Here is a 22,777-nt window from a genome sequence, read left to right as displayed (position 1 = left end):
TAGGGCAAACGGGTCTAAATTAGACACTCAGTTTGCCCACGGTTAAAACCTTCATCAAATAATCTTCATCCCAGCCAGCTTTTAACCGTTTGCTTTTTATTCCAACTTTTGCTGTTTTCTCATTTTTCAGCATATTGAGTGCCGTTTTATTCATTGTTGCCATGTTTTCTGCCGCATTGCCACTTCTTAAGCGACACGAGTCTTCATCAAAGCTAATGTCTAACTGCCAGTGAAGCTTGTTCTCAACGAACCAATGAGAACGTATAGCACCTGCTATGTACTCGGCTTTAGGTGTTAGGTGGCTACTGATGTAGTAACGCCTTTCCATGCTTTTCTCTATTCCTTTTTGCTCTCTGATTGATTCCACAACAGCGATACTGTTTAAGCTTGACCATTTGCTATGACGTTCTCTCAGCCACTCCACATCTGAAGTCACCCAAACTTTTCTTTGTTCAATGCGACCATGGTCTTTGTCGATTTCCTCAAATACATCATGAGTAACACGATTGAATCCTGACTCCAATTCCGTGTCTAAAAACAGCTTAATGTCATCGAAAAATTCACCTTGGCTTCCTTTCAGCGCAAAAATGTAATTAGCTTGTTTTTCAACAATTTTATCTGCAATTTTAAATTGGCATCCCATTGCATCTGTCGTAATCGTTGCTCCCTCAATATCAAGCAGCTCTAACAGCTTAGGGATGGCCGTTATCTCATTACTCTTATCATCAACTCGCATTTGCCCTAAGCAGAGATTGTTCTTAACTGACCAAGCATTAACAATATGAATAGCCGCAACGCCGTTAACCTTATCAATTGTTCTTCGTAATGTTTTTCCATCCAAAGGAATGATATCTTCATTGAGTTCACAAAGATGCTTTACCCACTCAGTAAAGGCTGCATGGAAAGCTTTCGGAGATAAGCGGTTGAGAACATCATTAAAGGTATCATGACTGGGAATACCATGAGGCATATCTAAAAATGTTTCAAACCATTGCTTTTTCGATTTGCCATATTCTTCAATCGCATTAAAGTTATCGCAACCGCAAATGACAGCGCATAAAGTAATGGTAAGGATATTTACTAAAGGATGGTGTTGAGTGCGTTTTATGCGTGGGTCTGGAAGATTGGCAAAGTGCTGGCTAATAGTGGTAGTTTTCATGGTGTTTAACAGGCAAAGAATTATAAACCACGATCGATTCTGGTTGGCAAACGATCAAACTTAATTGCTTATTTTTGACCCGTTTGCCCTAGTACTACACTAATGGTTGGTCGTTTTGCTAAAAACAGCCTGAAAGAAATCGAGGTTGCGCAAAACCGTTTTTCTCAAGCAGGCGTTGAAGTCAAAGGATTTATTCTCAACGCAGTACAAAAACGTGCGACTAATGCATATGGCTATGGTTATTATGCTTACAGTTATGAAAGTGATAAATAATCGCTAGCTATCTGTAACTCAAATCAAACAGGTACAAGCTAACAACATCGAGTAACCGCTGTTAACTCATAGCTTGTACCTGCCATCTTATTGAATGCCCGAAACTTATTTCTCATTATCTGGTCTAAAATATACATTGTTAAAAATGTAACTAGGAGACCGTTATGAGAAACCTACTCATTGCTTCACTCACAGCAATATTGTTAGTTGGCTGTGCAACTGCAAACCGTGTTCCTGATTCTGAAAAGAATGTAGCCTATTCTGACTATGTTAAGCAGCAAAATATCAGTGAAATAAATAAAATACGCAGCTTTCGATATTCTGGCTGGAAAGAGCTTACTGAGCGATATCTCATCTTAACCGTCTCTCTAAACAAAGATTACCTAATCAAATTTAGAAGTAACTGCCAAGGTTTAGATTTTGCAAATAGCATCAAAATACAGCAGTTTACTGATCTTGTTTTCGATAAAATGGGTGACACTATTCAGCCTGTTGATGAAATGAGTTTGAAATGCTATGTCGATAGCATCTACCCTCTAAGCAAAGAGCAGTCTGATCACCTTGTTAATATTGGAAAATCTAAGCAAGATTAGCAAATAAGGAAACAGAATCATGGAACGATTATTTCTTGGCATTGGTAATTACGCTGTTTGCGTTCAAAAAGTGATGGTGAAATACTTTGGAAAACCAAACTAAAGTCTTCCAGTATTACTAGGCGCTGATGCAATTATTGGTATAAAATTTACCACTAGCTCTGTAATGGATGGCTCTATCGAACTTATGGTATTTGGTACTGCGGTAAAACTCAGAGCAGCATAAACTTTCTATACGGGCTGTTTTTAAAAGCGGGCTTATTTCACTCAAATAAGTAAGACAAAACTCACACACCATGCTCAAAAAATTGATTTAAACCTAAAAAACCACTATTAATCAACAATTAACATAATTTAATCCAGCTTGCGCAATCCTTACCCTGAGTTACATTTAATTTATCATTCAATTAACTATTACTCAACATGGCTATTTCTAAACCTCAATTTACAAGTATTAAAATTGATGAGCTTTATCGTGATACCGTCGACACTCTATCTCCTCACTGGAAGGAAGTCGCAACAGACTTAAAAGTACCTTCAGAGCTAATTCAGCATCTAGTATCGTCATCTGGTGAATCTGATAGAGACAAACTCCTTTGGGTTATCGACAATTGGGCTCAACCTGAATCACAACCTAACATAGAATTATTTCATACAGCAGTAAGAAATCAATCTGCATCCCTTGCTGAAAAAATGACTCCAAAAATCTTACTAGAAAAATATACTGTTAGAGATAGAGTAAAAGCGACTGATGAATTGGTGCAAATAGGTCATGATAAAAAGCAAGATTCAATAGATGACGATCCTTTCATTATGGCTAGTAAACGTAGTGATTTGATTCAATCATTTATAAATGCAGGGGTACCTGAAAGCCAAACCGAGGCACTATTAAATGCTGTAATATCTGCAGCAGATAACAAATTTAACGCAGAAGTGAATAATGCAATTAAATTAAAAGAGCCAGATGCAAAACACAGTTCAAGTGATACGCAACTGACTGTAGTTGGTAAAAGTTTTGATGAGTTATATCAGGATTTAATAACTTTAGGACTCACTGAGAATCAATCAAAACAAATCGTGCAAGAAATAATGGATGCCGGAAATAAAATAATTGAAGCAGCACTACCTAAAGAAGAGCAAAGCGAACAACCTTCTGACACTACACCGATCTCACATCCTGTTTCAGGCTATATGCCGAAAATAGTTAATAGGGTTGAATCATTTCGCCTGCCACAGGCAGTAGCTGAAGATGAGACAACTAAAGCATTCCCTTCCTTTGTTGGCAAAGCATCTTTCGTAGATTTGGTTCATATGCCAAAAGAAGAAATGAGGAAAATTGGATGTCTCATTTCCGAAAAATGGTTACATGTGGGGTTTAAATTCAATTTATCGAAAGACAAACTTATAGAAATTTCACTTAACACAGCCTTCGAGTTTGTTCCTAATCAAGCATGTGTAGAAAATATATTGTTAGAAATAAAAGATAATAACCCTTCAATGAGCCTTGCCCGCTTCACAAAATCGTTAGATGAATGTCTTCGAAGCGCTGATGTACCTTCCGATGTAAGAACTCAAGTTTATATGCACTATCGCAACATAGCTCAAAAACTATTTTGGTAATATACAAAATAATAAAAAAAAGCTGCAACTTATGCAGCTTTTTTATTTCCCCAAATTAGAGCATTTATTTTTTAGGCACTTTAGCTTTAGCTTCTACCTGCCAACTTCCGTCAATAAACTTAGCAATAAAGCCGCTGGCTTTACCATCGTCACGCTCACCAACCACATATTGCTCTTTGGTCTTACGACTGAACTTAACAACCGTCTTATTGCCTAAGTCGTCTTGCGTTGGAGCATCTGCAAGATAACGGTACTTAGGCCAAATTTGCTCTTTGATTTCAGCTAACTCAGACACTAATGGCGCACGAGTTTCTCGAGAACGAGGGAAGTTGCTTGCCGCTAAGAAAATCCCAGCTGCGCCATCACGCAGTACAAAATGAGCATCGGACTTAGTGCAAGGCAAATGCGGCATTTGGATTGGATCTTCTTTTGGCGGCGCCACTTCACCATTTTTAAGCAGTTTACGGGTATTTTTACAGGAATCTGAAGTACAACCAAAGTACTTACCAAAACGACCGTTTTTCAGCTCCATATCCTGACCACAGCGGTCACACTCGATGATTGGACCATCATAGCCTTTAAGCTTAAATTCACCCTTTTCTACGGCGTAGCCTTCACAACTTGGATTTTGACCACAGACGTGTAATTTACGCCCTTCATCAATTAAGTAGCTATCCATTGCAGTGCCGCAAAGCTTACAACGGTGCATCGCTCGTAACGCTTCAACTTCTGCGGTTTCATCGTTACTACTAATGGCTTCTTCACCCGGAGTCAGGTTCATCGTAGTCTTACAGCGTTCTTTAGGTGGTAGTGCATAACCTGAACAGCCCAAGAACACGCCTGTCGTTCCTGTACGAATTCCCATTGGGCGTTGGCAAGTTGGACACTCAATATCGGTAAGAACCATATGATTAGGCTTCATGCCGCCCTCTTCAGGTTCTTTTTCAGCATCTTCAATCTTGCCAGTGAAATCTTTATAAAAACCGTCTAACACAGATTTCCACTCTAATTCACCATGAGCCACATCATCGAGCGTTTGCTCCATGCCTGCGGTAAAGTCATAGCTCATTAAATCAGGGAAACTGCCTAACAAACGCTCACTGACGATCTCACCCATTTTTTCAGCGTAAAAGCGACGGTTTTCAACCTTCACATAGCCACGATCTTGAATGGTTGAAATAATTGTCGCGTAGGTTGATGGACGACCAATACCGCGCTTTTCAAGCTCTTTAACCAATGACGCTTCACTGAAACGCGCAGGTGGCTTGGTGAAGTGCTGATTAGGCTCAATAGCTTTAAGAGAAAGCGCATCGCCAACGGTTAGCATTGGCAGATCATTTTCTTCCTCGTTTTTCTTCTTAAGCGCTGGTTGAACACGAGTCCAACCGTCAAATTTTAGTGTGCGACCAGTAGCTTTTAATTCGTAATCGCCCGCTTGGACTTTAATTTTGGTTGCATCGTATTGCGCATTGGTCATCTGACACGCCACAAACTGACGCCAAATCAATTCATAAAGACGCTGGGCATCACGCTCCATATCATTTAAGAATGCCGCTTCAACCGATACATTTGAAGGTCGAATCGCTTCGTGAGCTTCTTGTGCGCCTTGTTTGCTACCATAACGAATGGGGTGCGAAGGCAAATATGCATCACCATATTCTTTGGCAATCATTTCACGAACACTATCCACCGCCTCTTTACTCAAGTTGGTAGAGTCAGTACGCATATAAGTAATGTGACCGGCTTCGTACAGACGCTGAGCCATCATCATGGTTTTCTTAACCCCAAAACCTAAACGCGTACTTGCGGCTTGCTGTAGGGTTGAAGTGATATAGGGTGCAGAAGGTTTGCTTTGAGTGCCTTTAACATCACGAGCACTTACAGAGATATTAGAAGCGGCTTGTACCGCATCAACGGCAACTTGTGCTTGAGCCTCGTTCTTAGGTTTAAAGGCTTCACCAAGGTGCTTAGCAACTTCAAGCTTAAAGGTTTCACCACCTGCGGTACTTAGTTTTGCAAAGACGTCCCAGTACTCTTCAGGGATAAAGGCTTTGATTTCAGCTTCTCTGTCGACCACAAGACGAACAGCAACAGATTGAACACGACCTGCTGATAAACCTCTCGCCACTTTTTTCCAAAGCAGAGGAGACACCATAAAACCAACCACGCGGTCTAGGAAACGACGCGCTTGCTGAGCATTAACCATGTTGGTATCAAGCTCTGAAGGCTTACTAAAAGCCTCTTGAATAGCAGATTTGGTGATTTCGTTAAACACGACACGTTGATAGCGAGATTCATCTCCACCAATGATTTGTTGTAAGTGCCAAGCAATGGCTTCTCCCTCTCTATCCAAATCCGTTGCGAGATAAACGCGATCGGCTTTGGCCGCTAGGGTTTGTAACTCATTGACAACTTTTTCTTTACCTTGGAGGATTTGATAATTTGCTTTCCAGCCATTTTCAGGGTCTACGCCCATTCTAGCCACTAAGGCTTTTTTATCTTTTTGTTTTTTGTATTTGGCTTTTTCTTCTGGCGACATCTTTCGTACTTCAGCGGCCGTTTTGCTTGCACCACTCGTTTTAGCCGATGAGGAAGTCGGTAGATCACGAATATGACCCACACTGGATTTGACCACAAAGTCTTTACCAAGATATTTATTAATCGTCTTGGCTTTAGCCGGTGATTCGACAATAACTAGCGATTTTCCCATAGTATGATTTACGCCAAAAATGCTGGTGAAGATAAAATTGGCTTCATATATAGAGGGTTATGCCATCAGTTTCAAGCAGATTCCACATATATATATGTTACCAACTCAATTTTTACTCGATTGTTGTTTATTTGTGAAAACAATCGAGCAGAGTTTGAACGGCAGCTTAAATCCGTTTCTTTTTTCATTAATATCCTAATTTTTGTCGAATGACAATATAATCAAATGGACCATAATCGAGAATTTATAAAAAAATATGAGTTACAGCAATGTGAATAACCCAGCATTTTATAACAAAACAGCATAAAAAACGGATGGCTAACTATCACATCTTACCTAAGACTTAACGACTAAGACGTTTATCATAAAAAAATCCACATCAGTCACTCTTGCCTTATCCATAAATACATTAATAGATATGCTTTTCAGTCAAATATTCAAGCAAACTGCCAGCCCAATATAAGTATTCCTCCTTTTTAGTCTTCAGTGTTTCGTTTGACATTTAGCCGTTCCAACCTATGATACCTCCCATTAAAAAGTAGCGATAATAAGAAGGATGCTCATGGCAATTGAAATGAATTTTGATGGTCTAGTAGGACCGACACATAACTATGCTGGGTTATCATTTGGTAACGTAGCTTCATTATCCAATGCAAACCAAGCATCAAATCCTAAAGCAGCAGCAAAGCAAGGATTACAAAAAGCCAAAGCCTTAACAGAGCTTGGGTTAACCCAAGGGATCTTAGCTCCTCAAGAACGCCCTTTTATCAGTCAATTAAAACAGCTTGGTTTCACTGGCAGTGAGGCCGATATTTTAAAACAAGCTTATGACTATTCGCCTACACTTTTGGCCGCTTATTCAAGTGCTTCTTGTATGTGGACAGCTAATGCCGCAACGATTTCACCCAGTGCAGATACCGCAGATAATAAGGTCCATATCACTCCGGCTAATTTAATTGAAAAATTACATAGAAGTATTGAGTTTGAGACGACTTCTCGTATCTTAAAATCGACCTTTGTCGATGAAAACGTATTTGCTCATCATGATGCATTGCCTGCTCACCCATTTTTTGGGGATGAAGGTGCGGCTAACCACACTCGTCTTTGCTCTGAATATGATTCAAAAGGTGTAGAACTATTTGTGTATGGTCGTGAGATGACCAACCCTCACAGAAGTTTCCCTAAGCACTTTCCTGCCAGACAAACTTTAGAAGCCTCTCAATCCATTGCTCGATTACATCAATTAACAACTGATAACACAGTTTTTATGCAGCAAAACCCAGATACCATCGATCAAGGTGTATTCCATAACGATGTGATTTCTGTCGGTAACCGCAATGTACTGTTTTATCACGAGCAAGCTTTTGTCGACACTGAACGTAAGTTTGATGAGATCAGACAAAAAATGGGAACAGAAGTCCACTTTATCAAAGTGCCTACCAGCGAAGCCTCTATTGAGGATGCCGTTTCCAGTTACTTGTTTAACACACAATTAGTATCTTTGTCTGACGGCATGGCCATTATTGCACCAAAAGAGTGTGAGCAAACACCTGCCGTTAAAGCGTACCTAGACAAGCTATTAACTTTGGATACACCAATCAAAGCCGTTCATTACTTTGACGTTAAACAAAGTATGCAAAATGGCGGTGGCCCAGCATGTTTGCGTCTAAGAGTCGCACTTCAACAACAAGAATTAGCTGGTGTTAACCCCAATACCATTTTAACCAATGAGCTCTACCAGAGCTTAGACGCTTGGATTGAGAAACATTACCGTGACAGCTTAACAATAAAAGACTTAGCTGACCCACAATTATTGGTTGAATGTCGCACAGCATTGGATGAATTAACCCAGATCATGAACTTGGGAAGTGTTTACGACTTCCAACGTTAATTGGTCATTTTTGCATATAGAAAAGGCGCTGATTTAGCGCCTTTTTTTCTATGAGCTAGCAATTCTAGCCATTATCTCTAACTTGTAGCCTAGCTACTGTTGGTGAGCCTTTTGGTGTTTTAACCGTAATCGATAATTGACCTACCGTTTTCTGGTTTCCAGAGGACTCTAGTCCAACGGTAAAGGAATAGAGCAATGGTCGATTAGAAATATTATTCCCAACTACAAACTCCCTCGCCCCGCTGATCTCTCCATTATCCGTTACCGCTGTAACAGTTGTTCCCATTGGCAATGTATTGTTGTTTTGATCAGAAACGAATACATACACTGTATGTGGTCTAGGATTTGCCACTAAGTCGATGTTAGTTGCTGGCGTAATATTATCGCCATCAATATTCACCAAGCGTACCATTGACTGGCTGCCAGACATTACAATCACCATATTACGATATACATTTAATTGTGATTGAAGATTGTCTACACCTGTTTGTGAACAAGCATCTTGAGAACCTGTTGCACATAACAACCCTGTATATAGGCCATCACCAGCATCACGGGTTTGATTAGTGTTATAATCGATAAATTCTTCTTTAATCGCACCTGCTGGAAGAGGAGACCCTCGATAAAGCCCATCTTCATTGTGATCGCTAAAGGCTTCACCAATATCAGAGAATGGCTCACCGCTGTCGTATAAGCCATTACCATTAAGATCTACAAAGCTTTCCTCTCCAATTGCCCAAGCGGTAATCGTAGCTCTCCCTGGTCTTGGCTCTGCAATCACTGAATTGGTGCCATTAATGTAACCTAATCTTGTTGAGCCGTGACAAGGTGGAGTCAAGTCACCATTAAATCCATTATTTGGGCAAACAACTGCAGTGGTCTGAAAAGGTCTTGGGTTCGTACTTTCCCACTTTAATTCACAAGTACCATTAGGCGAATCATCTTCATTGGTTTCAGTTGCACAAGAAGATGCAATCGTTCCCCCTTCAGATCTGAAATTAATCTTAGTACCTGCAGGCACTGGGTTATTGAAGTGATCGGCAGAACGAATTGTAACCGTAACCTCTTCACCGTCGATACTCCAAGCTTCTGGATTTAATACATCTCCAGCTAATGAAAAACTATCATTATCGGCAAGACCCGTTGAAACACTTAATTCATCAGAAATGTTTGAAATAACCGTATCAAGTCCTTGCCCACTACTGCCACTCCATTGCGCGTAAACTTTTACAGGCGTTGGAACAGAGCCCGACTTAACGGTCACTGATACTTCACCCTCACCATTTGTAAATGCTGTCGCGTATTTATTAGGTGACGTAAGATCCGCTGGAGCGTCGGGTAAGTTAGAACAGTCATCATAATGAGCTGCTAATGGCTGTGGACTTAAAGTCATCCCACCTACAGCGGTACTCAATTCAAAACAAACTAACTCTTGAGTCGCTGGTTGCCCTGCTTCATCAACTAACTTAAAGGTAACTACAGATGTTTCACTACGGCTACCAGCGCCCTGAATACCACCACTGCTCTTTATGGCCAGTTGTTTAGGAGTAGCTGAAACATATTGAATAGAACCAACTTTTCTTGACTCAGTTGTTAATGATAATGGTTCAGATGAGATACTCGCACCTTGTATAGATGCAGTTATAATATCCTCACCATCACAGCCTGTGCTGGTATAAGTGGTGAACGCACGCCCAGCATTGGTTACTACTGGAGAGTCAATCGTCGCTTTTTCCGCTGCTTTACAAGACGAGTTGAGTTCTACTGAATATGGTTGATCTGTTGCCACTGTTCCATCGGTATTCTCGACGAGTACCGCAAGTACCGTAGATGAACCTGCTGGTAAACTTCCTGTGCCTTGATGACGAGTCAATCTTAGTCTGATATCTGAACGCCCAACTTCAAAAGCTTTGCTTGAAGAAATATCCTTAACCGTAACCGTTAACTCACCTGCTCCAACTTTTTCACCTGAGAGTAAATCTAAAATTGCTTTACCATCATCATTAGTAAGTGCTGTCCCAGTTTCAGGGCTGATGGTTCCTAATGTCGACGTACCAGAAACAAGCACTTGTTTGATTGGCTGATTACTTCCTGAGTGTCGAACTGTAATTCCAACAATTGCAGGCTCTTTATTTGTTACGTTATTGGTTTCAGCACAAACTTCAAAGTTTTTGATGCTTCTATCCCAATTAGAAACACCATTACAATTATACAATTTGAAGCTAACAACTGGCCTTGCAGCGACTGGATCAATATCATCACCTGCGGTGGTAAAGCCAATCAGCACATTGCTGTCACCATAAGTTGCGGTAATTTCACCAGCACCTTCAATGCTACCTGCAGTTATGGTTATAGAAGCTCGACCATTTGCATCGGTTAAGGCCGTAGCTCTGTTTGGAATAAAATTACCTAATGTAGAAGAAAAACTTACCACTTTTCCTATTAATGGCTGAGAGTTTTCATCCGTGAGATTAACGATGACTTTACCGGGCTGCGCTTCAGATATGTGGCTTGTTTGCTGATCTGTATTATTGTTCACAAGCCCTATAGATAGCTTGTTAGTGTTTCCATCATTTTTCGGCGCATCACCAGCAACTTGGTAATTAAATTGTTCTGCTTTTTCCTTTGTGTCTAACTGGTATTTAGCTGTAATTGTCCCTGCACCAGCCTGAGTTCCAGTTAGAAGAGTGATAATAGCTTTGCCATCGCCATTTGTTAATGCAGTGCCTGTTGACGGATTAATATTTCCTTCCCCATCTAACTCAAATTTAATAATTTCATTTGAAATTGGCGCATTATTTTTTTGAAGGGTAGCAACGACTCGCCCTGGTTTGTCGAGAGAGATATTACGTAATTCATCACCTTGATTATCTTGAACTTGAAGATCTAAAGAAAAAAGCGAAATCAGGTGTACCATCGAAAAATTTTTGGTTATAGCTTTTGTTTGTGTTCCATCGACAATGGAAGCAGTTACTTGACCATCCCCTTCAAGAGTTTTCGCAGCAAGTTGAACTATCGCTACACCCTGTTCATTGGTTCTTTTCTTCCCTGTCTCGTTATTAAGGAAAGTTCCAATCTCAGAGGGCTCTATGGAAAACGAAACAAGCTCATCTTTAACAAGATTACCGGATGAGTCTTTAACCGTGACAGTCAATGTTGCAGGAGTGTCTTTGGTTATATCCTGGTTTGAAATATCCAACGAAATTGTCTTGACAGGCTGTGGAGTGCCACCACCGCCACCACCATTTGTCGGCTCATCTTTAAGATCACCTCCACCGCCACAAGCAAAAAGAAGAAATGAACTTAACAACGTAAGTATAAGTTTGTAACCTGACTTCATGTCAGACTCCCTGTCAATTCTATAAGAAGTACTTCCTAAAGATAAGCCAAACGCTACATTAGGACATTATTTATTAACCTTTAGATTACATTTTTTAATAAAAAATACCACCTCAGAATTGTGTATTTTTTGACACAGATTTCAATTTATAGCATTTCTTGGTAGCATCACCTCCATTATTTTTGACGCCTTAACAAATTTTTAAAATAAGGGGCTGAATTTTGACTCAATCAAAAAAACTTGGACTTACGTCTAAAATCTTAATCGGTATGGCGTTCGGTTTTCTTATCGGGTTTGCTTTGCGAACGGCCTTCCCTGAAAGCCAATGGGTAACTGATTATCTTACAAACGGATTATTTCACGTTATTGGCGCCATTTTCGTCAGTGCGCTGAAAATGCTTGTTGTTCCTCTTGTTTTAGTTTCACTCGTTTGTGGTACTTGCTCATTAAGCGATCCTAGTAGCTTAGGGCGCTTAGGTGGAAAAACGATTGCCTTTTATCTGACAACAACTGCAATTGCGATTTCATTAGCCATCTTTGCTGCGGTTATGATTCACCCAGGAAATGCATCTTTAGCCAGTGAAAATATGGAATTTGCAGCTAAAACAGCACCAAGCTTGAGCCAAGTATTAATTGATATGGTTCCAACCAACCCAATTAAAGCGATGACTGAAGGTAAGATGTTGCAGATCATTATCTTTGCCGTGGTCTTTGGTTTTGCGATTTCTCACTTAGGCGAGCGTGGAAAGCGTGTTGCAGCGTTATTCGAAGATCTCAATGAAGTGATCATGAAAGTGGTAACCTTGGTGATGCAGTTAGCACCGTATGGTGTTTTCGCACTGATAGCGAAATTAGCGCTTACGGTTGATGCGAGTGCTTTCAAGTCAGTACTCATGTATTTCCTAGTCGTATTAGGTGCTTTAATCGTTCATGGATTAGTTGTTTACCCTACTTTACTAAAGCTCCTTTCAGGACTAAACCCAATTATCTTCCTGAAAAAGCTTCGTGATGTTCAATTGTTTGCATTTAGCACTGCAAGTTCAAATGCAACCTTGCCAGTAACTGTTGAGACCGCAGAACATCGTATGGGGGTTAGCAACAAAATTGCCTCCTTTACTTTGCCATTAGGTGCCACCATCAATATGGATGGGACTGCGATTATGCAAGGTGTCGCAACTGTATTTATTGCTCAAGTATTTGGTATTGATTTAACACTTACTGACTATCTAACGGTCATATTAACTGCAACGCTTGCCTCAATTGGTACTGCAGGTGTTCCTGGTGTTGGTTTGATCATGTTAGCAATGGTACTTAATCAAGTAGGGCTTCCGGTTGAAGGTATTGCGTTAATCATTGGTGTTGACCGTTTACTTGATATGGTTCGTACTGCGGTTAACGTAACGGGTGATAGTGTTGTGACGTTGATTGTTGCAAAGTCGGAAGGTGAGTTCGACTCAGAAACCTTCCATAACCCTGAAGCAGGCAAGCTGAAAGGTAACCTGACTGACCAAGTTCAGTCTTAATCGTTATTTGCACACTCTGTGAGTAGGAAACTCTCCTACTCACAAAAAGCTTTTATTCATCCTCTTAGCTCTACCATCACCTTCTAGGGCGTGCCCTAATACTTTAAAAAGAAGCTCTCTTACTCGCTATATTTTTTGCCAAGAATCCATTTATATACCAATCTTTAATTTTGACTTTTCCTTAATCAATTTTTATTCACGATGAAATTTAAGTTTTGGGTAATTATTAGCACACCTTTGCTGTCAGTCATTTTTTATTACTTTTTGAGCACGTTAGGGTTACAACATCAAGCAACTATCGTGGCCGCTATTACTCTTCTTACATTGATATTGTGGGTGTCCAATGCACTTCCAATCCCAGTGACCGCCCTACTCCCCTTTATACTTTTTCCTATTTTTGACGTAATGGATCATAAGCAAGCTGCAAGTTTTATGGGTGATGATATTGTTTTGCTATTAATGGGTGCATTTATGCTTTCAAAGTCGCTGGAGAAAAGTGGTGCTCATGAAAAAATGGCTTTTTATATTCTAAAACTCGTTAATGTCCGTAGTTTTAGGGGACTCGTATTTGGAATTATGTCTGCAACGGCTTTTTTGAGCTTATGGATTTCGAATACTGCAGCCACACTGGTTATGCTTCCCATCACGTTAGCGATTTTGAACTCCTTAGATGAAAAAAAGTTCGACTCTGTATTACTCATTGCTGTTGCTTATGCTGCAAGTATTGGTGGCATAGGAACCATTATAGGCTCACCCACTAACATAATTTTTGATGGAATGTTTAAGCTACAAACGGGCGCTGAATTTAATTTTTTTGATTGGTTAAAAATAGGTCTACCAATCGTTCTTATTTCAATTCCAATTGGGGCTTATTGGCTTACAAAAAATATCAATAGGAATATAAAACCAAGTTTGAATTCAAATTCTGAATTGAGTAGAGCTGAAACACGTACTCTAATTGTCTTTAGCCTAACCATTTTTGCTTGGATAACAATTCATACTCCTTTCGGTGGCTGGAGTCAGTGGCTTGAGTTATTAAGCATGGGAGAAAGCTCAGTTGTCCTTTTTGCAGTCATCGCCATGTTTGTCATTTCTGACGGCGATGGTGGAAAGCTTATGGACTGGAAAACAGCAAAAGGTATCCCGTGGGACATTTTATTATTAATCGCTAGTGGCTTATGTATTGCTTACGCTTTTCATACTTCAGGACTTAGTCACTTCCTAGCGTTATGGTTGCATTCTTTAACTCATTTAAGTCCACTGGTAATGATTTTTGTCATTTGCCTTGCCATTACATTCTTTACTGAGATTGCCAGTAATACGGCTACTGCAACGCTTTTAATGCCAATAATGGCTTCAGCAGCCATTGCAACTGAGAGTAATCCAGAGTTACTAATGGCACCTGCCGCGATGGCAACAAGTACTGCATTTATGTTACCTGTTGGTACACCACCCAATGCGATTATCTTGGGCTCAGGAAGAGTCAAGATTAGAGATATGGTAAAAAATGGGATTGTATTTAGCCTTCTCGTATCATTCCTTATCGCTCTATTTTGTTTTTTACTGATATAAAAAAGCGCCCAATAATGAGCGCCAGTTCACTTAAAAAAGCAACTTACCTTTCCCAATAGGACTCTTCTAAGCTGTCTTCCCTTTCTGGTAAGGCTCTTGATAAACGAGGACTATGTTGCGCCAATACTTCAAACGCCACTCTGTTGGCGTATTTACAAATCTGGGAGAATGAGGAATAACATAAACCATTGGTATCATGCTTACTAGAACCCGGTACATTTTCTTTGTGATAAACATTCGCAGAAAGATCGTGCAGTAATGCAGCAAGCGCACCATCACCCGCACCATTAGTATTACGAATTTTCTCAGGCCCTCCCATGTATGGTGAGATGTGTGCAAATACTTTGATTGGTTTTTCACAATCTTGTTTACGCTTAGGGCGAGAGAACTCATAACGGTTAAATTCTGGAATAGCACCAGGCAGCAATGTATGGCGAGTTTCACGTTTTTCTGCATCCTCAGTATAACCACCAGTGTATAATCCTACTGGACCGGCTGTAGTCAACACCATATCACACCACTCAAGCGCCGCGTCACTTGCTAATAATGGATCCGCATGTCCAGTTAATGCTTCACCTTCATCTTCATTCATTGCAAGAATGGTGACATTCTCTTTAATGAAATCCTGCCACCATTTTGGATCTTCAGCGATTAAGAACTTTGTGCCCAACGTCAGTATTACTGGCACATCTGCTGCTTTGGCATATTCAATTGCAGCCATTGCAGATTCTGTCATTCTGTCTTCTTTACTGGCTCTCATAAGGTAAGCCGTCAAAACAAGCGCAGAACTGTTTTGGATCATTTCTTTATTAATGTACTCAGGGCTAAGCTTATCCATCACCCCTTTGCTGATGGCAAAGGTTCGCTCACCGCACTCTGAAATCAAAGTAAAGCATCTGCCCATTGAACCTTCTACAGGTTGCAGAAAATTAAGATCAACTTTTGAAGAGGTATCACATAAGTAACGATAAGAATAACTACCCACTTCGATGTTCTTACTCATCACGCCGAACAACACTGAACGGTCATCAGCTAAGATAGAGTAGTTATGAACCGTATTACCGATGGTTCCCCCAGCAAACTCGTCGCAGATCAAATCATGAGCTTTAAGCTCTTGATACAAGCGCTCCGCTTTTTCATCATCAATAAGAGTTGAGTTTCCTTTAGGCAACCCGTAACGTTTAATGAGTTCATCACCAACTTTAGCTTCAATATCAACCAAGGTTTGATCGATACCACAGATATAAGTTCGTACAGTATTAGCTTGATGATTTAGCTGTTTTAACAGTGGATCTCTTGTTGTAACAGGGAAGTAATGTTTGGATTTACGCTGACCGGGAAACTTCATAACGGGTTCTCTTATTCCTGCATCCCTGCAATGTATGTGATAGTTTGCTATCAATTTCGTGAAATTTGGCGGATTTTATCACATGAAAACTCTGTTTTGCTATTGGAGTAGCACTTTTCTAAATAACTGCTATGTTTGATGCTCGTTCATCTTTTCATTCACTACATCACTTTAAGTGTTTTTCTAATTGCACTGCTCTTAAATCTTCCGCAGTCATTTCTCTGTGATAAAATGGGAGGGTGATTCTTTTCCTTGTGGTGATCATGTTCCTGATAGTTTCTTTCCTGATTAACCCCCAGTTGTCATCATTTTCTCCCATTTTTATTTCAATAATATCCAATGCCTTTTCTTCCACAAAATCATTGTAATTAAGGCTGCACTCAACTCCATCCTCCAGCTGTTCATAAGTCGTACATGAAATATTATCAATATGCTGTAACAAAGCCGGTATTTTTTGCATCTCGACCACTTTTGTGTTTAATTCTTCTTCAATCTCAACTAGCCCCGATTCTTGGTATTCAACTTCAGGAAATTCACTCTTAATTTTCAACAATATTTCGTAAGCTACTTGAGGGTGCTCATCTTTATAGCTAATTAAAAGATGAATAAAGTCTCTCAAACTTCGCTCATCATTATTTATCGGATGGCCCTCAGGTGATGTATAACTGATCGGCACGACACGGCAGAGAGTATGTCCAAAAGGACATTGAGTACGGGAATTATTAAATTGGAGTTGCATAAATAGAGCTAGGGTCATTGTAAGCCCTAGATTTAGATCTTCTAGCTCTTCCCCCCCTTGCTCTTCATCTCTTTGCTCATCAGCTTGATGTAAGGCATGAAGGAAAAGGAAAAGTCTGGGGTCAACTGCGGGACTATTTCTTGCAGCTTCTGGTTGCCTTGTAGGTTGAGGCGGCAAAGACTCTCCAGCTCTATTGGTATCACCAACTGTTTGTTGCTGAGGGAATTGCCTGTAAGCAGACAAGCCAGCTCCACTTCTATCAGATTCTGTAATTGCACTACTAGAATCGACCTCAAAAGCTCGGTTATGTTCTAGTTCTGCTAACCTGATAGCTGTTCCGTTTGTGTCATCATTTAACCAATCTGATAAATATTTCTCCATTGAAGATCCAGCTGACTCCACAGGCAACTGTGAACTAATTAATTGTACCTGACTCCTATTGCCTCGTTGGGTAATTTGAAACTCCATCCCTTTACAGTAAAACGCTTGATTGGTTTTCTCTCTGCCTCTAATTCTTAGCGATTGTTGATACGCAGCAATTAGCTCATCTTTTGTGGGGATAATGGGATCGCTGATACTTGAGGGTAATTGATTAATCATCTCGCATAAAGCAACACATTGTTCTGAAGGGTGTTGTTGATGAAACGCTTCAAACACAGCAGCATTAGCCCTCACATTTGGATTGTTAAGAATACAATCGAATTTTTCAAGTAATGAGACATAAGCAGACTCTTGAAATTTATCATACCGGCTTGACTTTGATGGACGTAGCACTCTATCCAATATGCTGGGCTCGGATTCGAAGCCTTCAACAAAAGCTGCTAACCGAAACGAACCTGAGTCAGGTACTGATTTTATAATTAGGTGAGCATCACCCAGCTTAAAATCACTATGCGTATTATAAAGACCGCCATGGACAATATTGTGATAATACAAATTCTCAAGCTGTGCATTATCAAAAGGATGAGTTGACTCTGCTGGTGTTGCCATAAATAAAATAATTTGCAACTGTTTTCAGCATTATATCGTTTTGTAGAAGCCCTCCTAATTAAAGATTATTCATTGCAAGTTTAAAGCCTACCTCTTTTGTCACCAGAAAATCACCACTTTGAGGCATTACGCTTTAAGCCAACAGACAAGCTTCTTGTACCTATCGAAAAAGCTTCTCGTGTTCACCCTCGGCTTCTTGAATACTAATCGTAGCCTCTTGACTATTTAACCAATCGGATAAGACTATTACTAATTTTCCTACATCTACGTCTTCCTGCAGTGGTGAACTTATTAACTGGACTTGCTTATGTTTAACCTGCGGATAAATCCTAAAGTGGATACCCTTACAATAAAAATTTTGATTGGTTATTGCTTCACCTCTAAGCTTTACTGATTTCAAATACGCATCAACAAAATCATTTTTACTGGGACAAACTGAAAGAAAACAACTACTGGGAACAGTCGGATCTAATACACTACAGGGTAATCGATTAATCCATGAAGTCATAGCATAACATTCTAGTTTTGACTTCCTCTGATAAAGTAACTGAAAATGACTTGCATATGACCTTACATTTTCATGATTAATTATCCATTGAAATTGGTCACGTGTTTGCGCAGCTATAGTATTTAACGTCTTTTAGTCAGGCAGTGGTATGCCTAACCTTGTATCTGTAGCCACACTGCTAGCATCCGGTTTAACTCTTGCAACAAATACAGTAAAACGAGAATGATTAGAACCGCTTTCCTTACAAGGCTTGATACAAAATGTTACACCACCAAAACCTATAGAAGCATGTGTTTTATCAATACCTTTTAAAAAAATATTACAATAATACAAATGTTCAATATATGCGTCATCATGCTCTTTTGTGGAGTGTACTTGTACAGCCATAGAGATGACCCAACAAATTAAAAGAATGTTATTAATATTTTAGTAACTAGTTTTGGAACACCTAATTAAAAATGATTCATATCAAATTCAACTTAGATCAAAAAAGCCTGCGAATCTGCAGGCTTTTTAGTAATGTCACTTGGCAATTTATTTAAGTACTGTTGCCAGTTCAACACTTACATCTGAAACCGATTTAGTACCATCAAATTTGTGATATTCAGTTTTAGTTGTTTCAGCCACTTTGGTGTAGTAATCAACCAATGGCTTGGTTTGATCATGGTAAATGGTCAAACGCTTACGAACTGTCGCTTCTTCGTCATCAGGACGAATAACCAGCTCTTCACCCGTTATGTCATCTTTACCTTCTTGCTTCGGCGGATTGTAAACCACATGGTAAACACGACCTGAACCTGGGTGAACACGTCGTCCGCCCATACGCTTAACGATTTCTTCGTCAGGCACATCGATTTCGATAACGTAATCAACATCAATGCCATTTTCAGTCATAGCATCTGCTTGTGGAATTGTACGAGGGAAACCATCAAGCAAAAAACCCTTTGCACAGTCATCTTGAGCAATACGTTCTTTTACTAAACCAATGATTAAATCATCAGAAACCAGCTGACCAGCATCCATCACTTTTTTAGCTTCTAAGCCAAGTTCCGTTCCTGCTTTTATCGCAGCACGTAGCATGTCTCCAGTCGAAATCTGTGGAATACCATACTTTTCCATGATGAACTGAGCCTGCGTTCCCTTACCGGCACCTGGAGCGCCTAATAAAATAATGCGCATTGCAAGAATCCTCTTTCGCATTTATACCTGAAATGCAGGTATTTATTCAAAAATGAAGCCGCGATCTTCGCACATCTTTCATCATATGAGAAGAGCCTCGATTTATTCGTTATGGTTTAACCGCTCCGTTTTAGTACATAAGAGTATACAAATGCGAACAATAAGGAGTTACATTAATTCAAGGTTAAAAGAGTGAGCGAATATCAACCAGCATCGCTACCTTATCCTCTATTCCAACTAATGTTTTGGAGTAAACTTACCCATAGCTAGATGTGCAGGGTTCCTTTTCATGAAAAAGAATTAACTAATTCCAACCAATTAATTGTGTTAGTTTTTTTGTAATTATCTTTCTAACAAGGCGTAACTTTTATGTCTCTTGGCTCCAGATTTACCACTTCTGATACTTCACCATTTGCAGCCACCCCGCTAACAACTAATCTAATCTCTAGAGTTGCCGAACTCAATGAAACCTCAGAAGCACTAACTATTGGAGATACTGATTTTACTGTAAAGCAAGGTAAGTCAGGAAAATTTAAGGTCTATATGCAAGGGTTGCATCATAACGACATTCAAACAAAATCTGAAACGCCTTCTGCTTCACAACGGTTAAAGTTGAGATGGATTAGACATAGTCCAACTTATGCTTCTAACACCGTCTTAACTCGCCATAATAAAGACCCGCTGATTGCAGCAAGAGTAAAATTAAAAGAACTTGAAAATAAATTAAATTCAAATCATCAGGCCCTGATTAATAGCTGTCGACATGGTCAATTACACAGCGTTCAACGTCTAATAACACAAGGTGTCAACTTAAACATTACCGATCAATATGGTGGTTCTCCTCTATATTATGCATTACAGCAAGGACATATTGAACTCGCTAATACTTTGATGGAACATGGAGCACGCTTAACAGCAGATGAACAAAAGCAGGGAGTAGAACAAGCATTTTTTGACGCTATTGAGGCTAACCGCTTAAGTTCGATACAAGCTTTTGTACGAGCAGGTGCAAATGTTAATGCCAAGAACAATCTAGGGAATACTCCACTTGGATATGCGGTATGTTGTCAACGCCCCCAAATTGTTCGACTATTGCTCGCTAACGGAGCTGAGGTCAATGCACGAAACAATCAAACAACTACGCCGTTAAAATACGCGGTAAATAAAGGAGACCTAAAAATTGTTCGCTTATTACTAAGATCGGGAGCCAATCCGAACATACGAAACCAAAACGGAGTTTCACCACTGGCTAGCGCATCAAGACATGGTCACTTTGAAATAATGCAACTACTATTAAAAGCTAAAGCAGACCCTAACACCCAAGATGCGAGCGGTAAATCCCCTCTATACTACGCGATACAGAGCAACAACATTCCAGCTCTCGAATTATTAACTTCCAATGGTGCTTTCTGCAGTTCACATCGAGAACAACAAGCTATTGCCCCACACTTTATTAAAGCGATAAAGAACTATAAAAGCGACTTAGTTGAAATGTGTATAAAAGTGGGCGTTGATGTAAATGGAGTTAGAAATCAAGAAGAAACACCGCTGATAATTGCTGCAGGCTTGGGTTCTTCAGATGTGGTAAAGCAATTATTAGATGCGGGGGCAGTTGTTGATAAACAAGACAAACGAGGATTCACAGCGTTACAAATTGCGGCTAAAAATGGACAACTCGATATTGTAAAGCAATTACTTCTTGCCAAAGCAAACACTGATATTCAAACAAAAGATGGCTGGTCAGCTTTACACTATGCAGCACAAAACGGGCATTATCCTATCGTCATGAAACTCGTTCACTCCGGTGCTGAAGTTGACATCAGGAGTAAGGATGGCAAAACACTATTATTCATTGCTGCCAGCAATGGCCACATTGATATGGTCTCTCTCTTACTACATAATGCTGCTGCAGCAAATCAGAGTGATTGCCATGGCGTAACTCCATTAATGGCCGCTGCACAAAATGGTTGTTTAGCCACTTTTAATAGGTTATTAGGTGTAATAACCGTTAACCCTAATGATAGGGATAAAAACGGTTGGACTATTTTACATCATGCGGCATGTCATGGGCATTTTGATATTGTTACAGAGGCACTTAAAATAGTCAGCACCAAAAATCTAAAAGATACTCATGGGCTTACTCCTTTAGACCTTGCTAAAGCTAATGGGCATACAGAGATTGTGACATTATTAGCGGAAAAACTAAAAGACTGAAAGCAATGGGAAAAGGCATCAGCCAATTCCCTTTGATTTACAAGAATATTAATATAAAAGCGTATACAGTTGACGACGATATTGATTTGCCAGCGTGTTACCTTGGCCTATCGCAGTTAGGATTTCCATAAACACATGCTTAACATCACCATTTTGAGCCGACATGTCTTTTTTGAGCACAGTAAAGAGTAAATCCAGTGCTTCTTCATTACGATTCACTTGATGTAATGCTTTGGCTAAATTTGTTAGTACAACTAAATCTGTAGGAGTTGCTTCAAACGCTTGCTGAAGCTCTCTGATCTCTGGTGTATCTGCCGCATCTTTGGCTAAATCCAATTTCGCCATTAAGCTTTGATAGTAGCTGTCTTGATTGGCCAATCCGATACTTTCGAGCAAAGTTTCAGCTTGAGCCACTTCTCCCACAAGTAATGAGACATCAGCAAAAGCCAAAGCGACTTCCGCAACCTGTGAGTCTTGATAAGCGGCTTTTAATAATTCTAATGCTTGGCTCAATTCTTCTGCATTTCGCTCTTCTTTAGCCAAGATCTGCTTCGCTTGAGCTAGATTCAGTTGCCATTGAGCGGGTAAATGTTTTTCGAGTACCTCAAGGATTTCCAGACGAGCCTTAACACCCGCAAATCCATCAATCGGCTGACCTTTACTTAACAACAAGGTTGTCGGCAATGATTGAATTTGGAAGTACTGAGCTATCTCGATTTGAGTATCGCAATCTACGGTTGCCAAGATAAAACGGCTACTGTTTTCAACTGCAATATTTTGCATTTCCTGCTGAAATGCCAATGTTTCTTGTTGCTGCTGTGAGGTAAAGACCATCACAACTAAATGCTCTTTTGAGGCATCGACAACTTGTTGAATGTTTTCTTTAGTCAAGGCAATGATATTTGACATAGGACTTCCATATATACTCGTGATACCTGAAGATGCAGGATTTCAGCGAGAATTAATTGCCATTTAGGCAAGGCACTTATCCGTAGGAATAGTTATTCTATTTCAAGGTTAAGTAACGCAGCGTAAATGGCAATTAAACTCGCACTTCGTGGGCTTTTCAGCGTTGATTCTTCGTTGTTGTGAAAGCTTAAATTAGCCCGCTAGTTCTG

The 22,777-nt window shown here is 39.9% G+C and carries 16 protein-coding genes and 1 pseudogene; 8 read left to right on the top strand and 9 right to left on the bottom strand.

Annotation, left to right across the window (positions count from 1 at the left end; all coding sequences use genetic code 11):
* Positions 1 to 19: 19 nt before the first annotated feature.
* Positions 20 to 1,159, bottom strand: coding sequence for an ISAs1 family transposase (locus tag D5018_RS04270; protein WP_121837762.1), 1,140 nt, complete (start codon positions 1,157 to 1,159; stop codon positions 20 to 22).
* 102 nt (positions 1,160 to 1,261) lie between these two features.
* Here D5018_RS04270 and D5018_RS04265 point away from each other — a divergent pair, with 102 nt between their 5' ends.
* The 4 genes and pseudogenes from D5018_RS04265 (at position 1,262) to D5018_RS04250 (ending at position 3,645) form a co-directional block, all read left to right on the top strand.
* Positions 1,262 to 1,432, top strand: a complete 171-nt coding sequence (locus D5018_RS04265; RefSeq protein WP_243637377.1) for a hypothetical protein — start codon at positions 1,262 to 1,264, stop codon at positions 1,430 to 1,432.
* A gap of 164 nt (positions 1,433 to 1,596) precedes the next feature.
* Positions 1,597 to 2,025, top strand: coding sequence for a DUF6491 family protein (locus D5018_RS04260; protein WP_121837761.1), 429 nt, complete (start codon positions 1,597 to 1,599; stop codon positions 2,023 to 2,025).
* A 121-nt stretch (positions 2,026 to 2,146) separates the two neighbouring features.
* A pseudogene (locus D5018_RS04255) lies at positions 2,147 to 2,251 on the top strand (heavy metal-binding domain-containing protein); the annotation flags it as partial.
* Between the two features lie 197 nt (positions 2,252 to 2,448).
* Entirely contained in the window at positions 2,449 to 3,645 is a 1,197-nt protein-coding gene (locus D5018_RS04250) for a hypothetical protein (protein ID WP_121837760.1), read from the top strand.
* A 64-nt stretch (positions 3,646 to 3,709) separates the two neighbouring features.
* On the opposite strand, the gene topA is transcribed toward D5018_RS04250, so the two are convergent.
* Complete coding sequence (gene topA, locus D5018_RS04245; RefSeq protein WP_121837759.1) at positions 3,710 to 6,355, bottom strand: type I DNA topoisomerase; 2,646 nt, start codon at positions 6,353 to 6,355, stop codon at positions 3,710 to 3,712.
* 562 nt (positions 6,356 to 6,917) lie between these two features.
* On the opposite strand from topA, the gene astB reads away from it, so the two are divergent.
* Positions 6,918 to 8,246, top strand: a complete 1,329-nt coding sequence (gene astB, locus D5018_RS04235) for an N-succinylarginine dihydrolase (protein WP_121837757.1) — start codon at positions 6,918 to 6,920, stop codon at positions 8,244 to 8,246.
* A 64-nt stretch (positions 8,247 to 8,310) separates the two neighbouring features.
* Here the strand turns inward: astB and D5018_RS04230 are convergent, their stop codons facing one another.
* Complete coding sequence (locus tag D5018_RS04230) at positions 8,311 to 11,586, bottom strand: invasin (protein ID WP_121837756.1); 3,276 nt, start codon at positions 11,584 to 11,586, stop codon at positions 8,311 to 8,313.
* Positions 11,587 to 11,807: 221 nt separating this feature from the next.
* Between D5018_RS04230 and D5018_RS04225 the strand changes: the two genes are divergently transcribed.
* The gene (locus D5018_RS04225) at positions 11,808 to 13,109 is read left to right on the top strand and encodes a dicarboxylate/amino acid:cation symporter (protein ID WP_416351526.1); all 1,302 of its coding nucleotides are present in this window, start codon (positions 11,808 to 11,810) and stop codon (positions 13,107 to 13,109) included.
* Positions 13,110 to 13,310: 201 nt separating this feature from the next.
* On the top strand, positions 13,311 to 14,681 hold the full coding sequence (locus D5018_RS04220; RefSeq protein ID WP_121837754.1) for an SLC13 family permease: 1,371 nt from the start codon (positions 13,311 to 13,313) through the stop codon (positions 14,679 to 14,681).
* 43 nt (positions 14,682 to 14,724) lie between these two features.
* Here D5018_RS04220 and D5018_RS04215 read toward each other — a convergent pair whose 3' ends face one another.
* From D5018_RS04215 to adk, 5 genes are all read right to left on the bottom strand, one after another.
* The gene (locus D5018_RS04215; RefSeq protein WP_121837753.1) at positions 14,725 to 16,029 is read right to left on the bottom strand and encodes an inosine/guanosine kinase; all 1,305 of its coding nucleotides are present in this window, start codon (positions 16,027 to 16,029) and stop codon (positions 14,725 to 14,727) included.
* Positions 16,030 to 16,195: 166 nt separating this feature from the next.
* Complete coding sequence (locus tag D5018_RS04210; RefSeq protein WP_133309231.1) at positions 16,196 to 17,758, bottom strand: hypothetical protein; 1,563 nt, start codon at positions 17,756 to 17,758, stop codon at positions 16,196 to 16,198.
* A 160-nt stretch (positions 17,759 to 17,918) separates the two neighbouring features.
* Positions 17,919 to 18,266, bottom strand: a complete 348-nt coding sequence (locus D5018_RS04205; RefSeq protein WP_121837751.1) for a hypothetical protein — start codon at positions 18,264 to 18,266, stop codon at positions 17,919 to 17,921.
* A 132-nt stretch (positions 18,267 to 18,398) separates the two neighbouring features.
* Complete coding sequence (locus D5018_RS04200; RefSeq protein ID WP_121837750.1) at positions 18,399 to 18,653, bottom strand: hypothetical protein; 255 nt, start codon at positions 18,651 to 18,653, stop codon at positions 18,399 to 18,401.
* Between the two features lie 147 nt (positions 18,654 to 18,800).
* Positions 18,801 to 19,445 carry an adenylate kinase gene (gene adk, locus D5018_RS04195; protein ID WP_121837749.1) on the bottom strand — a complete coding sequence of 215 codons (645 nt, stop codon included), beginning with the start codon at positions 19,443 to 19,445 and terminating at the stop codon, positions 18,801 to 18,803.
* Positions 19,446 to 19,814: 369 nt separating this feature from the next.
* Between adk and D5018_RS04190 the strand changes: the two genes are divergently transcribed.
* Entirely contained in the window at positions 19,815 to 21,659 is a 1,845-nt protein-coding gene (locus D5018_RS04190) for an ankyrin repeat domain-containing protein (RefSeq protein ID WP_121837748.1), read from the top strand.
* Positions 21,660 to 21,707: 48 nt separating this feature from the next.
* Here D5018_RS04190 and D5018_RS04185 read toward each other — a convergent pair whose 3' ends face one another.
* Positions 21,708 to 22,568, bottom strand: coding sequence for a tetratricopeptide repeat protein (locus tag D5018_RS04185; protein ID WP_121837747.1), 861 nt, complete (start codon positions 22,566 to 22,568; stop codon positions 21,708 to 21,710).
* Positions 22,569 to 22,777: the final 209 nt, after the last annotated feature.

Source organism: Parashewanella curva (genome assembly GCF_003675895.1).
GTDB classification, from domain to species: Bacteria; Pseudomonadota; Gammaproteobacteria; order Enterobacterales; family Shewanellaceae; genus Parashewanella; species Parashewanella curva.
Note: the sequence above shows the minus strand (reverse complement) of the source record. Positions and strands in the feature narration are given on the sequence as shown.

What these genes read in the sequence shown, in the direction of transcription:
- D5018_RS04270 (WP_121837762.1), bottom strand. Translation starts at nt 1,159, where the DNA reads ATGAAAACTACCACTATTAGCCAGCACTTTGCCAATCTTCCAGACCCA.
- D5018_RS04265 (WP_243637377.1), top strand. Translation starts at nt 1,262, where the DNA reads ATGGTTGGTCGTTTTGCTAAAAACAGCCTGAAAGAAATCGAGGTTGCG.
- D5018_RS04260 (WP_121837761.1), top strand. Translation starts at nt 1,597, where the DNA reads ATGAGAAACCTACTCATTGCTTCACTCACAGCAATATTGTTAGTTGGC.
- D5018_RS04250 (WP_121837760.1), top strand. Translation starts at nt 2,449, where the DNA reads ATGGCTATTTCTAAACCTCAATTTACAAGTATTAAAATTGATGAGCTT.
- topA (WP_121837759.1), bottom strand. Translation starts at nt 6,355, where the DNA reads ATGGGAAAATCGCTAGTTATTGTCGAATCACCGGCTAAAGCCAAGACG.
- astB (WP_121837757.1), top strand. Translation starts at nt 6,918, where the DNA reads ATGGCAATTGAAATGAATTTTGATGGTCTAGTAGGACCGACACATAAC.
- D5018_RS04230 (WP_121837756.1), bottom strand. Translation starts at nt 11,586, where the DNA reads ATGAAGTCAGGTTACAAACTTATACTTACGTTGTTAAGTTCATTTCTT.
- D5018_RS04220 (WP_121837754.1), top strand. Translation starts at nt 13,311, where the DNA reads ATGAAATTTAAGTTTTGGGTAATTATTAGCACACCTTTGCTGTCAGTC.
- D5018_RS04215 (WP_121837753.1), bottom strand. Translation starts at nt 16,029, where the DNA reads ATGAAGTTTCCCGGTCAGCGTAAATCCAAACATTACTTCCCTGTTACA.
- D5018_RS04210 (WP_133309231.1), bottom strand. Translation starts at nt 17,758, where the DNA reads ATGGCAACACCAGCAGAGTCAACTCATCCTTTTGATAATGCACAGCTT.
- D5018_RS04205 (WP_121837751.1), bottom strand. Translation starts at nt 18,266, where the DNA reads ATGACTTCATGGATTAATCGATTACCCTGTAGTGTATTAGATCCGACT.
- D5018_RS04200 (WP_121837750.1), bottom strand. Translation starts at nt 18,653, where the DNA reads ATGGCTGTACAAGTACACTCCACAAAAGAGCATGATGACGCATATATT.
- adk (WP_121837749.1), bottom strand. Translation starts at nt 19,445, where the DNA reads ATGCGCATTATTTTATTAGGCGCTCCAGGTGCCGGTAAGGGAACGCAG.
- D5018_RS04190 (WP_121837748.1), top strand. Translation starts at nt 19,815, where the DNA reads ATGTCTCTTGGCTCCAGATTTACCACTTCTGATACTTCACCATTTGCA.
- D5018_RS04185 (WP_121837747.1), bottom strand. Translation starts at nt 22,568, where the DNA reads ATGTCAAATATCATTGCCTTGACTAAAGAAAACATTCAACAAGTTGTC.